Below are 17749 nucleotides of genomic sequence, written 5' to 3'. Positions count from 1 at the left end.
TTCAGTGCACTCTGGTCTTCCGCAAGGCATACGCCAGTAGCCGTGCCTGCACGCGTTCGCCGATGCTGCGTGGCGCATCCAGTGCCATCCGTTGCAAAGCGGCGGCATCGTATGCATCGCCGCTCTCGCGTGACAGCAGTGCGCGCCAGACGGTCATCAGCTTTGCGCTATTGCCGGCGGTTGTGCGTTTGAGCCAGCTCAGGGCGCACAGCAGGTGTTGCTCGACCTCGCTGAAGTCGCTGCCGAGCGGGTAGTCGGGCAGGCTGCCATCGCGGCGGAATGGCGCCAGCGCCTGTTCCAGTGCCTGCGGCGTGTTGCGTTGCGCACGCGCAGGCAGCGCAGGGTCGCCACGCAGCTTGCGCGATGCCTTGGCGGTTGCCAGCAACGCGTCCTGGAAGCGTGCATCGCAGATGCCGGCCATCGCCAGCACGCAATCTTGATCGGTCTGGTGGCGCAGGTCGGCGATGCCGTACTCGGTGATGTACAGATCGCGCAGATGGCGCGGGATGGTGGTGTGCCCGTAGTTCCAGCGCACATTGCTCGCTGCGTGTGCACCGGCGTCGCGCGTGGCCCGCAGCATCAACGCGCTGCGCGCCTGCGGCAAGGCATGTGCCATCGCCACGAAGTTGTACTGGCCGCCGACGCCGGAAACCACACGGCCATCTTCCAGCCCGTCGGACACCGCCGCGCCGAGCGCGGTGGCCATCATGCAGGAGTTGAAGAAGCGCGCATCGCGGCGTTGCAGTCGCTCCAGCGCTTCGTTGCCGCCATACAGCTGATTGATCTCGCTGATGCGACGCATGCCGATGGCATCGCGCGTGTCCGCATCCAGCTCGCGTAGCCACTGGTAGAAATCCGGCGAGCCCAGATAGAACGCCCCATGCAGAAACTCGCCTTCGCGGGCCAGGCGCGCGTGATCGGCCGCATCGGCGCTGCCGTCGGCGATGCGCTGCATCAGCGCCAGATCATCGTGCACCTTGCGGCGGATCACGCCGCTGTCCACCAACTGCTTGAACCCTTCGTTGAGCATTTCGCTGCAGCCGTACAGGCCGATCTCGAACGGCGTCAGGCCACCGCTGGCGCGCACCGCAGGATGCTGCTCAAGTTCCGGGTCCAGCGCCTGCAGCACGCGCCGGTAGGTGGCGTTGTCGGTATGTCGCAGTACCAGCGCATGGCTCAGCGCATCGGCCAGGGTGCCGATGCCGATCTGCAAGGTGCCGCCATCGCGGACCAGCGCGCTGGCATACAAGCCGATGGCGTAGTCGACGCTGTTCACCGGTTGCCTGGGCAACCCGAACAGGCGCGGCGACGGACCGGGCAGGTCGATCACCAGATCGAAGAACGCCTCCTCCACTGCCGCGGTTCCGCCGATCCACGGCAGTTGCGTGTCCACTTCCGCCACCAGCATGGGGCGCGGCAGGCCGAGCGCCTGCACCGCCTCCAGCGTGTCCTGGGTGATGTCGTTGTTGCACGACAACGACAGCCGCGTGCCGCCCGGTTCGCGCGCCACCTTCTGCACGATCAGGTTCGGCGCGCGCTTCGCCACCGCCGCGGCAGCGTGGGTGTAGTTGAGGCTCGTATAGTCGGCCTGCGCCTGGGTGGAGTGCAGCAGCCCGCCGGACTGCATGTAGAACTCTTCCACCTGCACATGCGCCGGCAGCGCATCGCGCAGCATGTCATCGACATAGGCAAGACGCGGGAAATCCTCGCCGAAATGGCGCGCAATGAACGGCGCCGCAAAGCGTGCCTCCAGTCCCGCGTCGGGCTTGGGCGGATTGAGCGACAGCGCCGTGTACAGCGCCAGCGGCCGCGCCGGCATGTGCTTGAGCTGCGCATACAACGCGTTCAACAACCGGTGCGGCTTGCCGATGCCCAGCGGCGCGCCAACGCGCAGCGGGCCATCGAGACGTTGCAGGATGTGCGCAACCGCGCCGGGCAGGTCGGTGAGGTGTTCGGTCATCGGTGCAGGGTAGCCGAGGCGATGGCGGGGCAGGTATCTGGATCGCCGGCAAGGCCGGGTCGGCGCATGCATTTCCCGCAAGACAATCGAAAACGCGCTTGACAGGCGCAAGTTTTACATGCGTAATCGATAAAAATTACGGATGTAATCGCATGTCGATCAGTGACGCCGAAGCGGTGGTGATGCAGGTGCTCTGGGATGCGGCGCCACGCAGCGCCGACGACGTGGTCGCCGCGCTGGCAGGCCACAGCGACTGGGCCGAGCCCACCGTCAAGACCTTGCTCAACCGCCTGCTTGGCAAGGGCGCCATCTGCGCGGTCAAACAAGGGCGACGCTATCTCTATTCGCCGGTGCTGGCGCGCGAGCAATGGGTGCAGCAGCAGAGCGAAGGATTGCTACAGCGCCTGTTCGGCGGACGGGTGGCGCCGCTGGTGGCGCACTTCAGCGAGCGCGGAAAACTCAGTGCGTCCGATATCGCGGAACTGAAACGACTGATCAAGGAGCTGGACGATGAACCCTGAGGCCTGGGTCCTGTTGTCGCGCGTAACGCTGTACCTCACCGCTGCGCTGCTGGTCTGCCTGCTCCTGCGTCGCCCACTGCGCAAGCTGTCGGGTGCCGGCGCGGCGTATGCGATCTGGTCCTGCGTCCCGCTGGCCCTGGTGGCAGCCTTGTTGCCCGGCCCGTCTCTCGGCATCGCGGTGCCGGGATTGCCGGCGCTGACCGCCATGCCGGCGCTCTCCAGCGTGCATGACGAAGGTCGTGCGTGGGCAACATGGCTGGCAGCAGCGTGGCTGGGCGGCGCGGTGGTGATGGCGATCGGATTGCGGACGCGGCAACGGCGTTTCATGCGCAGCCTGGGGCCGTTGCACCGGCTCGACGACCGGCTCTGGTCGGCCGCGCGCGACGCCGGTCTTCCTGCATCGTTGGGACTCTGGCGTCCGCGCATCGTGCTGCCGGCGGATTTCAGTGAGCGTTACAACGCCGATGAGCGCGCCCTGATCCTGGCGCACGAGCGCATGCATTTGCGCCGCGGCGACCTGCACGCCAACCTGCTGGCGGCGTTGATGCTCTGCATCGGCTGGTTCAACCCGCTGATGCATCTGGGCTGGCGTGCGTTCCGGCTGGACCAGGAGCTGGCCTGCGATGCGGCCGTGCTGGCGCGACATCCGGGCAAGCGCCGCAGTTACGCCACCGCCATGCTCAAGACCCAGCTTGGAGGCGACTTTACGCCGCTCGCCTGTCACTGGGCTGCATCGCATCCGTTGACGCAGCGGATTGCGGCGCTGCGCGGTTCCCCCATCGCTGCCGGACGTGCGCGTTGGCGCGTGGCGATGGTTCTGCTGCTGGCGGCGGGGGGCAGCACCGCCGCCTGGGCCCTGCAGCCGGCACGCATTGCGTTAGCGGCACAACCGGCGCTGGCGGCCGGCAACGCGGTGGATTTCGCCACGATGCAGCCACCGAGATATCCGGCAGCCGCGTTTGACGGCGGTATCGAGGGCTTTGTCGAACTGCAGATCGACATCGACCCTGGCGGCGTGCCGCAGCATATCGACGTCGTGCAGAGCAGGCCGGCCGGCGTGTTCGATCAAGCGGTGCTGGAGGCAGCGCGCCAGTGGCGGCTGAAACCTGTTTATGCACATGGCAAGCCGATTGCTGCCACGGTGCGCGTGCCGGTGAAGTTCGAAATGGACGCGCCGGAGCAAACGTCTACCGATGCCGGCGCCGCGCGCTTGGAGGCGCCAGCGTCCAACCGCCTTGCCGGTTGTGCTTCAGCAGGCTGCGCAATGCAGGAGAGGCCGTGATGCAATCCAGGGCAACCAGCAAAACGACTGCACAACTGTCAGGCGGGCGGGGCCGGTGCCCAGGATTGGCATGTACCACTCGTACACCCCGGTTCCTGCGCGCTGGCCATGCCCACCTGACGACTGCTCGCCACATGTTGTCAGCCGCCCTTGCGTCGATCTGCGCCGCAGCCCTGGCGCTGTCGCTTGGCGCATGTGCAACGCAAGGCGTGCAGGAACAGCAGCGCAGCCAGCGCGAAGATTCGGTGGACCAGCGCATGCTGAGCGCGCAACCGGGCGGCGGTGGTGGCGGCTCCATCCAGTCTTACACGTTGGCGCCGGCGCAGCGCTTCCGCATGCCGCGCGCGCTGCGCAGCGATGCGCCGGTGTTGCCGGCCGATTCGCCGCGGCAGAGCTTGCCGCCGACCACCGTGTGCGCGCATGTGATCCTGACCGCCGACGGCGCGGTACAGCGCGTCGACCCCATGTCCGATCGCGACGAATGTGCGGCCGGTCTGTTGCCGGACAATGCTGATCTGGTGCAGTCGGTGCGTACCACGGTGCAGCAATGGCAGTTCGTTCCGGCCGCGCTGTGCACGTTTGCCGCAGGTGGGGCGCAGCCGGCCGCGCTGGACGATTGCAGCGGCGCCATCAGCCAGCAGCCGGTACCGGTGACGCTGTCGTTCGCGTTCACCTTCGAAGTGCGGCAGGGCAAGGTCAGCGTGCGCACCGGCAAGGTGGCGCGTTGAGCGCGCGCATCGCTGCGATCAGAGCATGTCGGGTGCGAACAGGCGCCGCCGCGAGACTTCGTCGCCGGACAGCATGAAGCGGCCATCGCCGCGGTAGTGCACCGTCCTGGGAAGCGCAGGCCGCTTGGCCACTTGCGCGTTCACCACTTCCCAGACAAAGAGCGCGTGGCGGTTGATCTGCCGGCCGTCGTGCAGGCGGCATTCGAAACTGGCGTAGCACTCGGCGATGGCCGGCGCTGCGACCCGTTGGCCGGGCACGGCAGTCAGCCCGAAGTGGTCGAACTTGTCGATCTGTGCACCGCTGCTGTTGCCGATGCCAATTACGGTGTCGAGCAGCTCGGCCGTCGGCAGGTTGATCACGCATTGCTTGCTGCGCCGGACCAGTTCGAAACTGTGGTTACCGGGGGCGATGCAGCACGCGATCAGCGAGGGCGAAAACTCCAGCACCATATGCCAGCCCATGGTCATGATGTCGCGCTGGCCCTTGTGGGCCGAGCTCACCAGCACCACCGGCCCCGGTTCCAGGAAGCGGCGCGCCTGCTCCACCGGGAATGCGTGCTTTCGATACTGTTTCATGGACACACCAACTGATTGAATGCGGTGATCGACAATGCCGATGCGCTCATTCCAGCACATGCACGCTATCGGCGATGCGCTGCACCTCGTCGGGATTGTGGCTGACATACAGCATCGGCAGGCGGATCTCGTCGCGCACGCGTTGCAGGTAGGGAATCAGCTCTTCGCGGCGCGCCTGATCCAGTGCCGACAAGGGCTCGTCGAACAACAGGATCGCCGGTTGCGACAACAAGGCGCGGCCGATCGCCACGCGCTGCGCTTCGCCTCCGGACAGATTGCGCGGCCGGCGTTGCAGCAACGGCCCAATCCCCAACAGCGCCACCACATCGTCGAAACCGAATGGCGCCGTACCACGGGCATGCCGGCCGTAACGCAGATTGCGGCGCACATCCAGATGCGGGAACAGCCGCGCATCCTGAAACACGTAGCCGATCCTGCGCTTGTGCGTGGGCAGGTTGATGCCTTGCCGGGCGTCGTACAGGCAGCGCCCGTCGATGTGGATGTGCCCGGCCTGTGGTTGCACCAGCCCGGCGATGGCATTGAGTACCGTGGTCTTGCCTGCACCGGAAGGACCGACCAAGGCCACCACCCGCGCCTGGTCCTGGATGTGCAGATGCCGCTGGAAATTGCCGCGCTGCAGCTGCAGGTCGATATCGAGCATCAGCCGTCCTCGCGCGGATGCGGCCTGCGCACCAGCCACTCGGACAGCAGCAGTGCCGCCAGCGAGATTGCCAGCGCAACGCTGGCCAGCCGCCACACTCCCGATTCCATGCCCGGTACCTGCATCAGCCCGTAGATGGCCGACGACAAGGTCTGGGTTTCGCCAGGAATATTGGACACGAAGGTGATGGTCGCGCCGAATTCGCCCAAGGCCTTGGCGAACGCCAGCACCATGCCGGCGACCAGGCCCGGCCAGGCCAGCGGCAAGGTAATGCTGAAGAACACCCGCCACGGACCCGCACCGAGCGTGGCGGCGGCTGCTTCAAGACGGCGGTCGGTCGCTTCGATGGACAAGCGGATCGCGCGCACCATCAACGGAAATCCCATCACCGCGCATGCCAGCGCCGCGCCGGTCCAGCGGAACGCGAACTGGATGCCGAGGTGTTCCAGCAACCAGCTGCCAACCGGCCCCTGCGTGCCCAGCACCACCAGCAGCGCATAGCCGGTCACCACCGGCGGCATCACCAGCGGCAGATGCAGCAGGGCGTCCAGCAGCGCCTTGCCCGGAAAGCGCCGCCGCGCCAGCAGCCAGCCGCAGGCGATGCCCGGCGGCAGGCTGGCGATGGCCGCAACGATGGCGACCTTGAGACTCAGGCCGATCGCGGTCAGCTCCTGCGGGGTGAACATCGACAACGGTGCGCCTCAATCCTGCAACGAAAAACCACGGCGAACGAAGATCGCCCTGGCCGGCTTGCTGCCCAGCCATTGCACGAACGCGGCCGTGCCGGCATTGCTGCTGTTCTTCAACGCAGCCACCGGATACACGATGGCATCGTGGCTATCGGCAGGGAAGGTCGCAACCACGCGGACCTTGGGTTCGGCGCGTGCATCCGAGCCGTACACGATGCCCAGCGGCGCTTCGCCGCGCGAGACCAGCATCAATGCGGCGCGCACGCTTTCCGACTCGGCCAGGCGATTGCTTACTCCATCCCACTGACCGAGTTTGCGCAGCGCTGCGGCGGCATACTTGCCGGCCGGCACGCTGTTGGTCTGGCCAACCGCCAACCGACCGCTGTCACCGAGCGCCTTGGCGATCGCGCCGGGCTGGCGCGGATCCACGCGCAGCTTGCTGGTGGCCGGGGCGATCAACACCAGGGTATTGCCGAGCAGGTTGTGACGCTGCGCCGGCACGACCAGGCCGCGTTGCTGCAGATAGTCCATCCATTCCAGGTCGGCCGAAAAGAACACGTCCGCCGGTGCGCCTTGCTCAATCTGGCGCGCCAGTGCTGAGCTGGCGGCGTAGGAGACGCGCACCGGCGTGCCGGTCGCCTTTTCGTAAGCGGCCGCGGCCTCGTCCATGGATTCCTTCAGGCTTGCTGCGGCAAACACCGTCACCGGCGCGGTCTGCGCAGTGGCCAGGACGGGCAGGGCAAGCATCAGCACGCAGAACGCGCGCTGCCAAAAACCGATCGTGCGCATGGGAAGCTCCAGCAAGGTCAGGCAGCGATCATAGCGGCTGCGCGTCATGCGCCGCGTGGTGGCGACGCTGGCGCGTCAGCCAAGCACGCCGTCGCAGCGGCCGGCCTGCAGATTGGTCTGCAATGCCGGCCGGATCAGCCTGGGCTCGGGCAGCGTGGCATCGCGGGCCTGGCGCTGCGCCACGAATGCATCGATCTCCACGCCGTCGCGCACGTGGATATTGCTGCGCCGCTGCTCGCCGATGCTGGTCTGGTACGCCACCTCACGGCCGCCCGGGCCGTAGTCGTGGCAGACGAACACACGTGTGTCTTCCGGCAGCGCGTACATGCGCTGGATCGAGGCGAACAGCTGCCGTGCATCGCCGCCGGGGAAATCGCAGCGCGCGGTGCCGGCGTCCGGCATGAACAACGAATCGCCGGGGAACAGCGCATCGCCGATCAGGTAGGCGATGCTGTCGCTGGTATGCCCGGGCACCGCGATGACACGTACCTGCAGCGTGCCGAGCTCGAAGCGCTCGTCATCGGCAAACAGGTGATCGAACTGCGAGCCATCGGCACGGAAGTCGTCCGGTAATGCACAACGTGGCGCAAGCGTCTGCTGCACATCGCGGATGCCCTCTCCGATGCCGATGCGTGCCTGCGGCCAGTGCTGCTTCAACCACTGCGCGGCAGACAGGTGATCGGCATGCGCATGGGTTTCCAGCAGCCACTGCACCTGCCAGCCGTGTTGGGCGACGGCATCGACGATGGCTTGCGCGGCGCGCGTGCCGACCTGGCCGGTGTCGGCCGCATAGTCCAGCGCCGGATCGATCACCGCTGCCGCCCCGGTCGCCGCGTCGGCGACCACATAGGTGAAGGTGTTGCTGTCGGCGTGGAAGAACGCAAGCACCTCGGGCTGCATCGGCGTCTCCATCTCAGGGCGCGGCCAGCGCCGCATTGAGCACGGCGGCCAGTCGGTCGCCAGCCTCGCGCAATTGGGTCTCGGCAAGCGGACGATAGGTCGCGATGTAGTCGTCCGGCAACACGTGCTTGCTCGGATAGACGCCGGGCGTGACCGCGATCTTGCAGGAGGCCTGCGCCCATGCCGCAGCCGGCGGTGGCAGCACCGGCGATGTCGCAGCGGTCGCCGGCAACGCCAGCAAGCGTTGCAGATACGCATCGTCATCAAGATGGCGGTCGTTGAGCATGCCGCTGTCCCACAGCGCATGCAGGTTGCTGCCCTTGCCGGCGACCTGCAGCTGGAATTCATTGCCGCCCTTGTCGTGTGCGTAGCCGGCATGCATCGGCTGATGGATGTCGCCGACAAAATGCACCACGAACTTCAGGGCCTGCCGGCGCACGTCCAGCGGCTGGCTGCGGTCGGCAAGCAGCGCGGTCTGCCGGTCGAGCGCGGCGATCACGCAGTTGCCGTCCGGGCAGTCGCGCGGCGGCACATACGTGCAGTCGTGCTCGCCAAGATTGACGTAATGCCAGGGCCCGGAGCGCTTGCCCAGCTCCGGGTCGTGCTCGCGCAGCTCGTCGGCCCAGCTGGCGACACCGGCCAATGTCGGGTTGGCTTCGCCCTTGAGCAATTGCGCCACCTGCGCTTGCGCCTGCGGGCTCAGTTCGGTCTCGGCAATGCGCGCCACCAGGCGGTGGCCTTGCGGCCCCCAGGCGAAGGCGCTGATGGGCTGAAGGGCCGCGACCACGGTTGCGGCAACAAGGAGGATGCGAGGGGAGAAGGTCTTCATCCGGCAATTGTACGCATCGGTCCGGGACGGTTTGATGGCCGTCTCCGGTCGAACACAGCCACGGCTCAGCGTGGCGTCAGCGGCATGCTCAGAAGTACACCAGGTACGACACGCCATAGGTCAGCGGATCGATCCGCGCCTTGCCCAGCCGGCTGCCATTGAAGTCGACATTGCTGCGCGAATTCGTCCAGCGCGCGTCCACCCGCAGGCCGCTGCGATCGTTGAAGATGAAGTCCACACCGACATGCGCGGTGGCGCCCACCGAGTCGTCGAAGCTCAGGTCGCCATTGCCGAAGGCGTCATCGACGTCTTCACCGACAAACGTGGTGTAGTTGATGCCGACACCCACGAACGGCGACACCGTGCCGTAGCCATTGATGTGGTACTGCAACAGCACGCTCGGTGGCACCGACCAGTAGCTGCCCACCTTGCCGACACCCTCAAGCTCCAGATCGTGCTTGCCCGCCACCGCGGCATGCACCTCGATGCCGAGGTTGTTGCGCAGGAAGTATTCGTAGGTGAACGAGAGCGCCGGGGCGCCCTTGATCTCGGCACGCGTGCCGCCGAAGCTGCCGCTGTCGGACTTGGGCGAGACATAGCCGGCGCCGTAGCCCGTAGTCCAGTGGCCGGCCGATTGTGCAAGGGCGGGTGTGGCCGAGGCGGCCAGTGCGATGGCGAGGGCGGTACGGATCAGCATGCTCATGGAATCCCCGGATAGGTCGGACAGGCGGTCGACGTGACCAACCTGTCCGCAACTCCGGCGGTGGATTCACGTCCCTGGACGCCAAGTGTGCCAGAGATGCATCGCGCACGCTGCCGGGCTCAGAACCGGTGCACGTAGGCCACGCCGTAGACCAGCGGGTCGATGTTGACCGTGCCGATGCGGTTGCCGTCGAGGCGCGCTTCGGTGTCGATGTCGATCCAGCGCAGGTTCACCCGCAGCGCGCCGCGGTCGCTGAGCTTGTAGTCCACGCCCGCGTGCAGTGCCAGGCCCCAGGAATCGTCCAGTTCCAGCTCGCTGCCGGCCAGCGCGCCGCGCGTGTCGGTGCTGAAGAAACGGGTGTAGTTGATGCCCGCGCCAACGAACGGCGAGAGCCTGCCCTGGCTGTTGAAGTGGTACTGCAGCGAGATCACCGGCGGCAGATGCTTGGTGCTGCCGACACGCCCCAGGCCACGGAGCGCGATGTCGTGCTCGAACGGCAGCGCAGCCAGTACTTCGATGCCCAGGTTGTCGGCGATGAAGTATTCGGCGGTGAAGGTCGGCTTGATGTCCTTGCCGACGTCCGCCTCCAGCGTGCCGCCGACCAGGCGGCCGTTATCGGACTTGGGAGCGACCTGGTGGGCACCGACGGCAACGGTCCAGTCGCCTTTGGATTGAGCCAGTGCGGGGACGCTGGCGAAGCTGGCGGCCAGGCCGGCGAGCAGAAGGGTAGAGCGCATGCGCATGGAAACTCTCGTTGTGTGCAGGGGATGGAAGAAGTCTTGATGGTTTGCACGCTGGATGCCTTGATCCTGATCAATCCGTCCGCGCAAGGACGCTGTGGGTCATGCGCGGACGCGAGCAGGGACCGGCAGCGACAGCAGCGATCTGCGCCATGCCGGTGATCGCACCGGCGCATCGCGTCCGGTCTGCAACGCGATGCGCCTGCGTGCGCGGTGGAGCAGGCAGCGAGCGGATGGCTGCAGCGCTCGCGCACTTACTTGACCTTGGCGAGCTTGGGCGCATCCACTTCCGGCATCGCCGAGCTGTGGTGGTTGATGATCAGCCATTTGTCGTCGCGCTTTTCGTACACGAAGGTGTAGCGCGCCTGCACCTTGCTCTTCTTGCCGTCCTTGTCGGTCAGCGTGAAGGTATAGACGCCGGCATCCACTGCACTGTCGTCATCGAGCACGCGCACGGTGCGGTAGTTGACGACGCCCTGCGGCTTCTTGGTCAGGAACATCTCGAAGTACTTTTCGATCTGCGCACGCGAGGCGCGCACTTCGTTGGAGACGGTCGGCAGCAACACGCCGTCCGGCGCGTACAGGTCCGCCACCTTGTGCGGGTTGCCGGTGGCCAGCGCCGCATTCCAGGTGTCGAACAGCGCAGCGACTTCGCGCGCTTCGCCATCGGCGGGCAGCGAGGCCTTTTCGGTGTAGTGCATCACGCCGCCAGCCAGCGCCGGGGTGGCGGCCAGGGCCAGAACCAGAGAGAGAAGGGTGCGACGCATGGGGAATCTCCGTTGTGATGGATGGGTGCCTCAGCAGGCAGGGCCAGTATCGAAATCCACGGAGCGCCGAAATACTGCTGTTCGGCATATGCATCGATACGCCTTTCAGCGTATCGACGTAAAAAGTAAGTGATTGAATTAAAATGAATATATCGAAAAATCAGGCGTGGTTTCGATTGTCGCGTCCGTGCCGCACCTCAGATCGTCGCGGGCCCTCAAGTCAGGCAGGCGTCAGCCCCACCGCATCGCTCCGGCAGCACCGATGCTCATCACCTTGTCGATTGACGGCACCCACATAGCGTGTCCACCTTCCGATTCCCGATTCCCGATTCCCGATTCCCGATTCCCCAATCCCCACCACGCATGCACCACGCATGCACCACGGCACAACGTCCTAGCGCCTCATGCTGCAGCGCTGGCGGCAGCACGGCTGCACGAGTGCGACGCTGCTAGAATGGCGGTCCCTTTCCATCCGCCGCGCCATCGCGGCCGCAGGAGCTAGTGAACATGGCAATCAAGGTTGGCATCAACGGATTCGGTCGCATCGGCCGCAACGTGCTGCGCTCTGCGGTGCAGAACTTCGCCAATGACATCGAGATCGTGGCCATCAATGACCTGCTCGAGCCCGATTACCTCGCCTATATGCTGCAGTACGACTCGGTGCATGGCCGCTTCAAGGCCGATGTGTCGGTCGACGGCAACACGCTGATCGTCAACGGCAACAAGATCCGCCTGACCCAGGAACGCGATCCGGCCAACCTCAAGTGGGATGCAGTCGGCGCCGACGTGGTGATCGAGTCCACCGGCCTGTTCCTGACCAAGGAAACCGCGCAGAAGCACCTCGACGCGGGCGCCAAGAAGGTGATCCTGTCGGCACCGTCCAAGGACGACACGCCGATGTTCGTGTTCGGCGTCAACGACAACACCTACAAGGGTGAAGCGATCGTCTCTAACGCCTCGTGCACCACCAACTGCCTGGCGCCGTTGGCCAAGGTGATCAACGACAAGTGGGGCATCAAGCGCGGCCTGATGACCACCGTGCACGCGGCCACGGCGACGCAGAAGACCGTGGACGGCCCGTCGAACAAGGACTGGCGCGGTGGGCGCGGCATCCTGGAGAACATCATCCCGTCCTCCACCGGTGCCGCCAAGGCCGTGGGTGTGGTGATCCCCGAGCTCAACAAGAAGCTGACCGGCATGAGCTTCCGCGTGCCGACCTCGGACGTGTCGGTGGTCGACCTCACCGTCGAACTGGAAAAGCCGGCCACCTACGCCGAGATCTGCGCCGAAGTGAAGGCGCAGAGCGAAGGCGCCTTGAAGGGCGTGCTGGGTTACACCGAAGACAAGGTCGTGGCCACCGACTTCCGCGGCGAAACCTGCACCTCGGTGTTCGACGCCGACGCCGGCATCGCGCTGGACTCGACCTTCGTCAAGCTGGTGTCCTGGTACGACAACGAGTGGGGCTATTCCAATAAGTGCCTGGAAATGGTGCGGGTTGTCGCGAAGTAAACCTCGCGCTCAGGCGATGCGTAGAGGCCCCGGCATGCCGGGGCCTTTCGTTTTGTGCCTGCCGGAATGTGATGTGTGCATTTACCGTCGCAGCGTCGTCGTCATTACGAAAAGTGGACTTTGAGAGGCCCACGTGCGCTAATTTGCTGGCACGGCGGTCGTTCCCGTGTCGTGTACGAAGGATCGGGGAACTCCATGGATCGAGAGAACAAAACTCATGAGTAAATTTCTGGCGGGCGTATTGGCGCTCGGTGTGGTGTTTGCAGTGTCGGCTCCGTCGACCAGTTGGGCAGCGAAGAAGCAGACCGGTACGCCGGCCTGGATGAATGCCGATGGTGAGGTGATCAAGTCGGCCGATGTCGAAGCGGGCTATGGCGAAACGGTCAAGGGCATCAACGATTACGAAGGCGAGATCACCGGCAAGCCGGCGCCTGACAGCAAGTTCACCCAGCTGAAGATCGGTATGCCGATGAAGCAGGTCACCGACCTGATTGGTCAGCCGAATGATCAGGGTTCCTACGTGACCGGCAAGGCGTTCATCCCGTTCTTCTTCGGCGGCGACCGTTACCGCTACGAGATGGCCTACAAGGGCCAGGGGCGCCTGGTCTTCGCTGGCAAGTCGATGGACACCGGCGGCAACCTGATCTGGATCATCCATAACAAGAACGACAGCGGCTACCGCGAATAAGTATCAGACGCCCGGTTCTTCCGGGCGTTTTTTTTGGAGTGCATGTCCGTGCCTGTAGCCAGTGTGGCTAGGTGGCACCGACGGCATCGCGTCGCTGCGCTTCAGCCAGTGATTGGCTGCCCAGAGGCGGCCTGAGCCTGTATGGTTCGCGCATTCGGCCGGATGCCGACTCAGGGGTTGTGCGTTGGAAACGATGATTGTGACGGTGGTGCTGTTGCTGCTTGCGGTGCCGGTAGGGCTGGTGATCGCCCTGGTGTGGATCGCCGGGTTGCGGCGGCGCGTGGATGCGCTGGAACAGCGGCTTGCGCAATGGCAGGCCAGCGGCGCAGCAGGTTTGGACGCGGCGGCGGTGCACCGGTCAGTGCCAACGCCATCGCCTGCCGGGGCATGGGAGCCGCAAGAGGCGTCCGACGTCGGCATGCCTGCGTATGGCGAGCCTGAGCTGCCTCTCGCAGCAGATCTGCAAGCCGCGCCGACGCCGACGCCGGTCGCACCACTGCCAGTGCCGCCATCATTGCCGGCAGAAGCTCCCGCATTGTCGGCGGCGCGCAGCGTAGTGCAAGCGCCGCCCCTGATCGCTGCGCCTGCCGAGTTCGAGCAGCAAGCGCACGACGTGCCCTCCGGGCCGGGCCCGCTGGCGCGCGTGGCCGGCGCAGTGAAGCGCTGGTTTACCGAAGGCAATGTGCCGGTCAAGGTCGGCATGCTGGTGCTGCTGGCCGGCGTGGCGTCGCTGTTGAAGTACGCCAGCGACCAGGGCTGGATGCGGATGCCGATCGAGCTGCGGCTGGCCGGCATCAGTGTGCTGGCGCTCGTCGGTCTGGTCTTCGGCTGGAAGCAACGGCTGCAGCGGGTGGGCTTTGCGTTGGCGTTGCAGGGCGGCGCCATTGGCGGCTTGCTGCTGACGGTCTTTGCCGCGTTCAAGTTGTACGGGCTGCTCGGCGCAGGTCTGGCGATGGGCATCAGCGTGGTGCTGATTGCCGGCATGTGCGTGCTGGCGGTGGTGCAGGATTCGCGCACGCTGGCGGTGCTGGGTGTGCTGGCCGGCTTCCTTGCGCCGATCTGGCTGTCCACCGGCAGCGGCAATCATGTCGCGCTGTTTTCGTACTACGCGGTGCTCAACGCCGGCATCGTGGCGATCGCCTGGACGCGTCCGTGGCGGGTGTTGAACCTGCTCGGATTCGCCTTCACCTTCGGCATCGGCACGCTGTGGGGTGCGCTGCAATACACCCCGGCGAAATTCGCCACGACCGAGCCGTTCCTGCTGTTGTTCTTCGCCATGTATGTGGCGATTCCGGTACTGCACGCGCGGCGTGGCGATGGCAGCGCGGGCAAGCTCATCGACGGCAGCCTGTTGTTCGGCACCCCGCTGGTGGCCTTCGCATTGCAGGCGCGCCTGCTGGATGGCGAGCGCCTGCCGTTGGCGCTGTGTGCGCTGGCGGTGGCTGCGCTGTACGCCGGACTAGCCAGCTGGTTGCTGCGGCGTGCCTCCACGCGGCTGCTGGGCCAGGCGCACGCGATGCTGGCGGTCGGTTTTGCGACCCTGGCGGTGCCGCTGGCCTTGTCGGCGCGTGCCACCGCCAGCGTCTTCGCGCTCGAAGGCGCCGGTTTGTTGTGGCTGGGGCTGCGGCAGCAGCGCCGGATTCCGCAGTTCAGCGGGGTGGCGTTGCAGTTGCTGGCGGCGGTCGGGGTCGCCTTCGGTGTGGACGCATGGCGCTACGACACGGTGGCCGTTGCCAACGCCACCTGCATGAGCAGCTTGCTGCTCGCGCTGGCCGGCTGGGCCAGTGCCTGGTTCCTGCGCGATGCAGGGCAGCCGCGCCGCGCGCTGGTGGCGTATCTGTGGGGGCTGGGCTGGTGGGCGCTGTGCGGTGTGCACGAGATCTTCCGCTTTGCCGGCGATCTGCGCAGTGAGCCGGATCTGTTGCTGGGCTTTGTCGCGCTCAGCGTGTGGCTGGCAGCCGAGGTGCACCGGCGTCGCCCGGCGACGGCGCTGGTGTGGACGGCGATGTTCGGGCTGGCGCTGGCCGCGCCGTTGGCGCTGTGGCAAAGCCATGCGCATACGCAACCGTTCGCACATTGGGGGGCGCTGGCCTGGCTGGCGTTCGCCGTGGCCGGCACGCGCGCGCTGTGGTGCCTGCGCAGGCAGCACGGCGCAGGCGCGGTGGCTGCACAGTTCATCTGGTGGCTGCTGTGGCCGCTGGTGGTGTCGTTGGGCGTGGCCTGGCTGGCCGATACGTACATGCTGGCAAATGGCTGGCGTTGCGCCTTGCTGGCCGCACCCTGGCTGATCGTGGCGGCAGTGGGTCTGTTGCGCTGGCCATGGCTGGCGTGGCCGCAGGGTGCCGGTTTCGATCGGGCACGCAATGCCTTGCTGGGCTGTGTGTTCGCAGTGCTGGGCATCGGCTGGTTGATCGTGCTGCTGGACCCCGTCAGCGCGGCGCCATTGCCGTGGCTGCCCGTGCTCAACCCGGCCGAGCTGGCGCAGCTGGCGGTGCTGGCTTTGCTGGCGCGTTGGGCCTGGTCTGCGCAGGCGCCGTCGGCCGTGCAACGCTGGCGGGTGACAGCGCTGGGCGTGTCGGGCTGGGCCTTGATCACCGGCACCACCTTGCACAGCGTGCATCACTGGGGTGGCGTGGCGTGGGATGCCGGGTTGATCGGCGCGACCCTGTCGCAGACCAGCCTGACCATCGTCTGGAGCGTGCTGGGCGTGCTGGGCTGGGTGATCGGCTCGCGGCGCGGTCAGCGTGGACTGTGGCTGGGTGGTGCGTTGTTGATGGGTCTGGTGCTGGCCAAGCTGGTGCTGGTCGACCGCCAGCATCTGGGCAATCTGCTCGGCATCGGCTCATTCATGGCCTATGGCCTGTTGTGCACCGTGGTGGGCTATCTGGCACCGGCGCCGCCGCGCCAGCCGGTGGCCGAAGAGCAGGCTGTCGCAGACGATGGCGTGGACAAGGATCAGGCATGAAATCGAGGCAATGGGGATGGCTGCTGCTGGTGCCACTGCTGGCGCAGGCAGCCGATGTGCGCCAGGACTATCGTCAACAATGGCCGCTGCAGGTGGCCGGCGCGGATGCCGGCATGTATCAGCTGCGTTTGAATGCGGCGATCTATCGCAGCGCCCATGACCCGGCGCTGCGCGATGTCACCGTGATCGATGCGCGTGGCGAGGAGATGCCGGCTGCGCTCTTGCCGGTGGATGCCGCGCCGGCTGCCGCGCCGCATCGGCAACGCCTGCCCTTGTTCGCGCTGCCGGCCGGTGCGGCGCCTGCCAACGGCGATCTGCAACTGATCGCCGAACGCGATGCCAGTGGCGCGGTGCGTCGGCTGGAAGGCCGCTTCGCCACCGGCACCGCTGCCGTTGCGGGCACCGGTGGCAGCTGGCTGATCGATGCCAGCGCGTTGCGCGATCGTCCGCGCGCGCTGTGGCTGGACTGGGACGGCAATACGCCGGTGCAGGCCCGGCTGCGTGTGGAAGGCAGCGACGATCTGCGCGACTGGCACCTGCTCGCCGCAGATGCCACCGTGATGGCGCTGGACAACCAGGCGCAGCGTCTGCAGCAGCGCCGCATCGCGTTGGACGCTGGCGCGCGCTATCTGCGCATCGTGCCGGTGTCCGGCGAGCTGCCGGCCTTGCGCGTGGTCGATGCGGAACTGGACGGCGTCTCGACGCCGCCGCAATCGCAGTGGCTGGAATTGCCGGGCACTGCGCAGGACAAGGCCGTGGTGTATGCCTTGCCTGGGCGCTTTCCGATCACCCAGGTCGATGTCAGCGGCGGTCAGGCCGAGGCGGTCGAATGGACCGTGGCAAGCCGCGATGCCGATGACGCGCCATGGCTGCAACGTGCCGGGCCGTGGTTGGCGTATCGCCTGGGTACTGGCACCGCCGCCGCGTCGCCGCCGCAACAGCTGTCGGCCCCGGTGCGTGATCGCCAGTGGCGATTGCTTGCCGCACAAGGACGCAGCACCGCGCTGCCGACGCTGCGTGTGGGCTACCAGCCGGAGCGGTTGATGTTCCTCGCCCAGGGGCAGCCGCCGTATGCGGTGGTCGCCGGCAGCGCGCGGCTGCAACGTGGCGATGCGCCGCTGGCCTCGATGCTGCAGGCACTGCGCCGCGAACGCGGAGCGCAATGGCAACCGGCGCAGGCCAACATCGCCGCGCAGGCACAGCCGCTGGCCGGCGATGCCGCGCTGCAGCCGGCCGCCACACCGCGCGACTGGAAGCGCTGGTTGCTATGGGCGCTGCTGGTCGGCGGCGCCTTGCTGGTCGGTGGTTTTGCAGTGAATCTGCTGCGCAACTCGGCGACCGATCGCAGCCCCTGACGACCCGCGCATCGCACCGCGGTTTGCCGCTGCGGCGCGAAGGTCCGACAATGGGCATCCCCCGTCGCCAAGGCAGCCGCATTGCCC

General features: G+C 66.5%; 16 protein-coding genes, 1 other RNA gene and 2 pseudogenes. 9 read left to right on the top strand and 10 right to left on the bottom strand.

Annotation, left to right across the window (positions count from 1 at the left end; all coding sequences use genetic code 11):
• Position 1 precedes the first annotated feature (1 nt).
• Positions 2-1960, bottom strand: a complete 1959-nt coding sequence (locus tag KHN93_RS16445; protein ID WP_211920806.1) for an acetyl-CoA hydrolase/transferase C-terminal domain-containing protein — start codon at positions 1958-1960, stop codon at positions 2-4.
• Positions 1961-2112: 152 nt separating this feature from the next.
• On the opposite strand from KHN93_RS16445, the gene KHN93_RS16440 reads away from it, so the two are divergent.
• The 4 genes from KHN93_RS16440 (at position 2113) to KHN93_RS16425 (ending at position 4491) form a co-directional block, all read left to right on the top strand.
• The gene (locus KHN93_RS16440; RefSeq protein WP_211920804.1) at positions 2113-2481 is read left to right on the top strand and encodes a BlaI/MecI/CopY family transcriptional regulator; all 369 of its coding nucleotides are present in this window, start codon (positions 2113-2115) and stop codon (positions 2479-2481) included.
• Complete coding sequence (locus KHN93_RS16435; RefSeq protein WP_211920802.1) at positions 2471-3763, top strand: TonB family protein; 1293 nt, start codon at positions 2471-2473, stop codon at positions 3761-3763. The genes KHN93_RS16440 and KHN93_RS16435 overlap by 11 nt, the downstream gene beginning before the upstream one ends.
• Before the next feature lie 70 nt (positions 3764-3833).
• Positions 3834-3909, top strand: a non-coding RNA gene (locus KHN93_RS16430) — sX9 sRNA.
• On the top strand, positions 3898-4491 hold the full coding sequence (locus KHN93_RS16425) for a hypothetical protein (protein ID WP_104559938.1): 594 nt from the start codon (positions 3898-3900) through the stop codon (positions 4489-4491). The genes KHN93_RS16430 and KHN93_RS16425 overlap by 12 nt, the downstream gene beginning before the upstream one ends.
• An 18-nt stretch (positions 4492-4509) precedes the next feature.
• Here the strand turns inward: KHN93_RS16425 and KHN93_RS16420 are convergent, their stop codons facing one another.
• From KHN93_RS16420 to KHN93_RS16380, 9 genes are all read right to left on the bottom strand, one after another.
• Entirely contained in the window at positions 4510-5067 is a 558-nt protein-coding gene (locus tag KHN93_RS16420; RefSeq protein ID WP_047127146.1) for a flavin reductase family protein, read from the bottom strand.
• Positions 5068-5113: 46 nt separating this feature from the next.
• A complete protein-coding gene (gene modC / locus KHN93_RS16415; RefSeq protein ID WP_047127145.1) occupies positions 5114-5728 on the bottom strand; it encodes a molybdenum ABC transporter ATP-binding protein in 615 nt (204 codons plus the stop codon).
• Positions 5728-6414 (bottom strand): molybdate ABC transporter permease subunit, encoded by a 687-nt coding sequence (gene modB / locus KHN93_RS16410; protein WP_181141861.1) that lies wholly within the window; start codon positions 6412-6414, stop codon positions 5728-5730. Before modB ends, modC begins: the two co-directional genes overlap by 1 nt.
• Positions 6415-6429: 15 nt before the next feature.
• Complete coding sequence (gene modA, locus KHN93_RS16405; protein WP_047127728.1) at positions 6430-7206, bottom strand: molybdate ABC transporter substrate-binding protein; 777 nt, start codon at positions 7204-7206, stop codon at positions 6430-6432.
• Between the two features lie 75 nt (positions 7207-7281).
• Complete coding sequence (locus KHN93_RS16400) at positions 7282-8106, bottom strand: MBL fold metallo-hydrolase (RefSeq protein ID WP_211920800.1); 825 nt, start codon at positions 8104-8106, stop codon at positions 7282-7284.
• Between the two features lie 13 nt (positions 8107-8119).
• Entirely contained in the window at positions 8120-9052 is a 933-nt protein-coding gene (locus KHN93_RS16395) for a S1/P1 nuclease (protein WP_425600156.1), read from the bottom strand.
• The gene (locus tag KHN93_RS16390) at positions 9024-9638 is read right to left on the bottom strand and encodes an OmpW/AlkL family protein (RefSeq protein WP_166768984.1); all 615 of its coding nucleotides are present in this window, start codon (positions 9636-9638) and stop codon (positions 9024-9026) included. Before KHN93_RS16390 ends, KHN93_RS16395 begins: the two co-directional genes overlap by 29 nt.
• Before the next feature lie 119 nt (positions 9639-9757).
• The gene (locus KHN93_RS16385) at positions 9758-10381 is read right to left on the bottom strand and encodes an OmpW/AlkL family protein (protein WP_039512380.1); all 624 of its coding nucleotides are present in this window, start codon (positions 10379-10381) and stop codon (positions 9758-9760) included.
• A gap of 251 nt (positions 10382-10632) precedes the next feature.
• The gene (locus KHN93_RS16380; protein ID WP_039525727.1) at positions 10633-11145 is read right to left on the bottom strand and encodes an SgcJ/EcaC family oxidoreductase; all 513 of its coding nucleotides are present in this window, start codon (positions 11143-11145) and stop codon (positions 10633-10635) included.
• A gap of 507 nt (positions 11146-11652) precedes the next feature.
• Here KHN93_RS16380 and gap point away from each other — a divergent pair.
• The 5 genes and pseudogenes from gap to KHN93_RS16360 all read left to right on the top strand — a co-directional run bounded on the left by gap (position 11653) and on the right by KHN93_RS16360 (position 17662).
• The gene (gene gap / locus KHN93_RS16375; protein ID WP_024938165.1) at positions 11653-12654 is read left to right on the top strand and encodes a type I glyceraldehyde-3-phosphate dehydrogenase; all 1002 of its coding nucleotides are present in this window, start codon (positions 11653-11655) and stop codon (positions 12652-12654) included.
• Positions 12655-12871: 217 nt separating this feature from the next.
• Positions 12872-13342 carry a hypothetical protein gene (locus KHN93_RS16370; protein WP_039512378.1) on the top strand — a complete coding sequence of 157 codons (471 nt, stop codon included), beginning with the start codon at positions 12872-12874 and terminating at the stop codon, positions 13340-13342.
• A gap of 184 nt (positions 13343-13526) precedes the next feature.
• Positions 13527-13748 (top strand): annotated as a pseudogene (locus tag KHN93_RS21820) (hypothetical protein); the annotation flags it as partial.
• 99 nt (positions 13749-13847) lie between these two features.
• Positions 13848-16307, top strand: a pseudogene (locus KHN93_RS16365) (DUF2339 domain-containing protein); the annotation flags it as partial.
• Complete coding sequence (locus tag KHN93_RS16360; RefSeq protein ID WP_211920793.1) at positions 16304-17662, top strand: DUF3999 domain-containing protein; 1359 nt, start codon at positions 16304-16306, stop codon at positions 17660-17662. The pseudogene KHN93_RS16365 and the gene KHN93_RS16360, both read left to right, overlap by 4 nt.
• Positions 17663-17749 lie beyond the last annotated feature (87 nt).

The organism is Xanthomonas arboricola pv. juglandis (assembly GCF_905367715.1).
GTDB classification, from domain to species: domain Bacteria; phylum Pseudomonadota; class Gammaproteobacteria; order Xanthomonadales; family Xanthomonadaceae; genus Xanthomonas; species Xanthomonas arboricola.
This window is presented reverse-complemented; position numbering and strand designations above follow the sequence as displayed.

Coding starts and splice junctions, on each gene's coding strand:
- KHN93_RS16445 (WP_211920806.1), bottom strand. CDS start 1,960: ATGACCGAACACCTCACCGACCTGCCCGGCGCGGTTGCGCACATCCTG.
- KHN93_RS16440 (WP_211920804.1), top strand. CDS start 2,113: ATGTCGATCAGTGACGCCGAAGCGGTGGTGATGCAGGTGCTCTGGGAT.
- KHN93_RS16435 (WP_211920802.1), top strand. CDS start 2,471: ATGAACCCTGAGGCCTGGGTCCTGTTGTCGCGCGTAACGCTGTACCTC.
- KHN93_RS16425 (WP_104559938.1), top strand. CDS start 3,898: ATGTTGTCAGCCGCCCTTGCGTCGATCTGCGCCGCAGCCCTGGCGCTG.
- KHN93_RS16420 (WP_047127146.1), bottom strand. CDS start 5,067: ATGAAACAGTATCGAAAGCACGCATTCCCGGTGGAGCAGGCGCGCCGC.
- modC (WP_047127145.1), bottom strand. CDS start 5,728: ATGCTCGATATCGACCTGCAGCTGCAGCGCGGCAATTTCCAGCGGCAT.
- modB (WP_181141861.1), bottom strand. CDS start 6,414: ATGTTCACCCCGCAGGAGCTGACCGCGATCGGCCTGAGTCTCAAGGTC.
- modA (WP_047127728.1), bottom strand. CDS start 7,206: ATGCGCACGATCGGTTTTTGGCAGCGCGCGTTCTGCGTGCTGATGCTT.
- KHN93_RS16400 (WP_211920800.1), bottom strand. CDS start 8,106: ATGCAGCCCGAGGTGCTTGCGTTCTTCCACGCCGACAGCAACACCTTC.
- KHN93_RS16395 (WP_425600156.1), bottom strand. CDS start 9,052: ATGGCGTGTCGTACCTGGTGTACTTCTGAGCATGCCGCTGACGCCACG.
- KHN93_RS16390 (WP_166768984.1), bottom strand. CDS start 9,638: ATGAGCATGCTGATCCGTACCGCCCTCGCCATCGCACTGGCCGCCTCG.
- KHN93_RS16385 (WP_039512380.1), bottom strand. CDS start 10,381: ATGCGCATGCGCTCTACCCTTCTGCTCGCCGGCCTGGCCGCCAGCTTC.
- KHN93_RS16380 (WP_039525727.1), bottom strand. CDS start 11,145: ATGCGTCGCACCCTTCTCTCTCTGGTTCTGGCCCTGGCCGCCACCCCG.
- gap (WP_024938165.1), top strand. CDS start 11,653: ATGGCAATCAAGGTTGGCATCAACGGATTCGGTCGCATCGGCCGCAAC.
- KHN93_RS16370 (WP_039512378.1), top strand. CDS start 12,872: ATGAGTAAATTTCTGGCGGGCGTATTGGCGCTCGGTGTGGTGTTTGCA.
- KHN93_RS16360 (WP_211920793.1), top strand. CDS start 16,304: ATGAAATCGAGGCAATGGGGATGGCTGCTGCTGGTGCCACTGCTGGCG.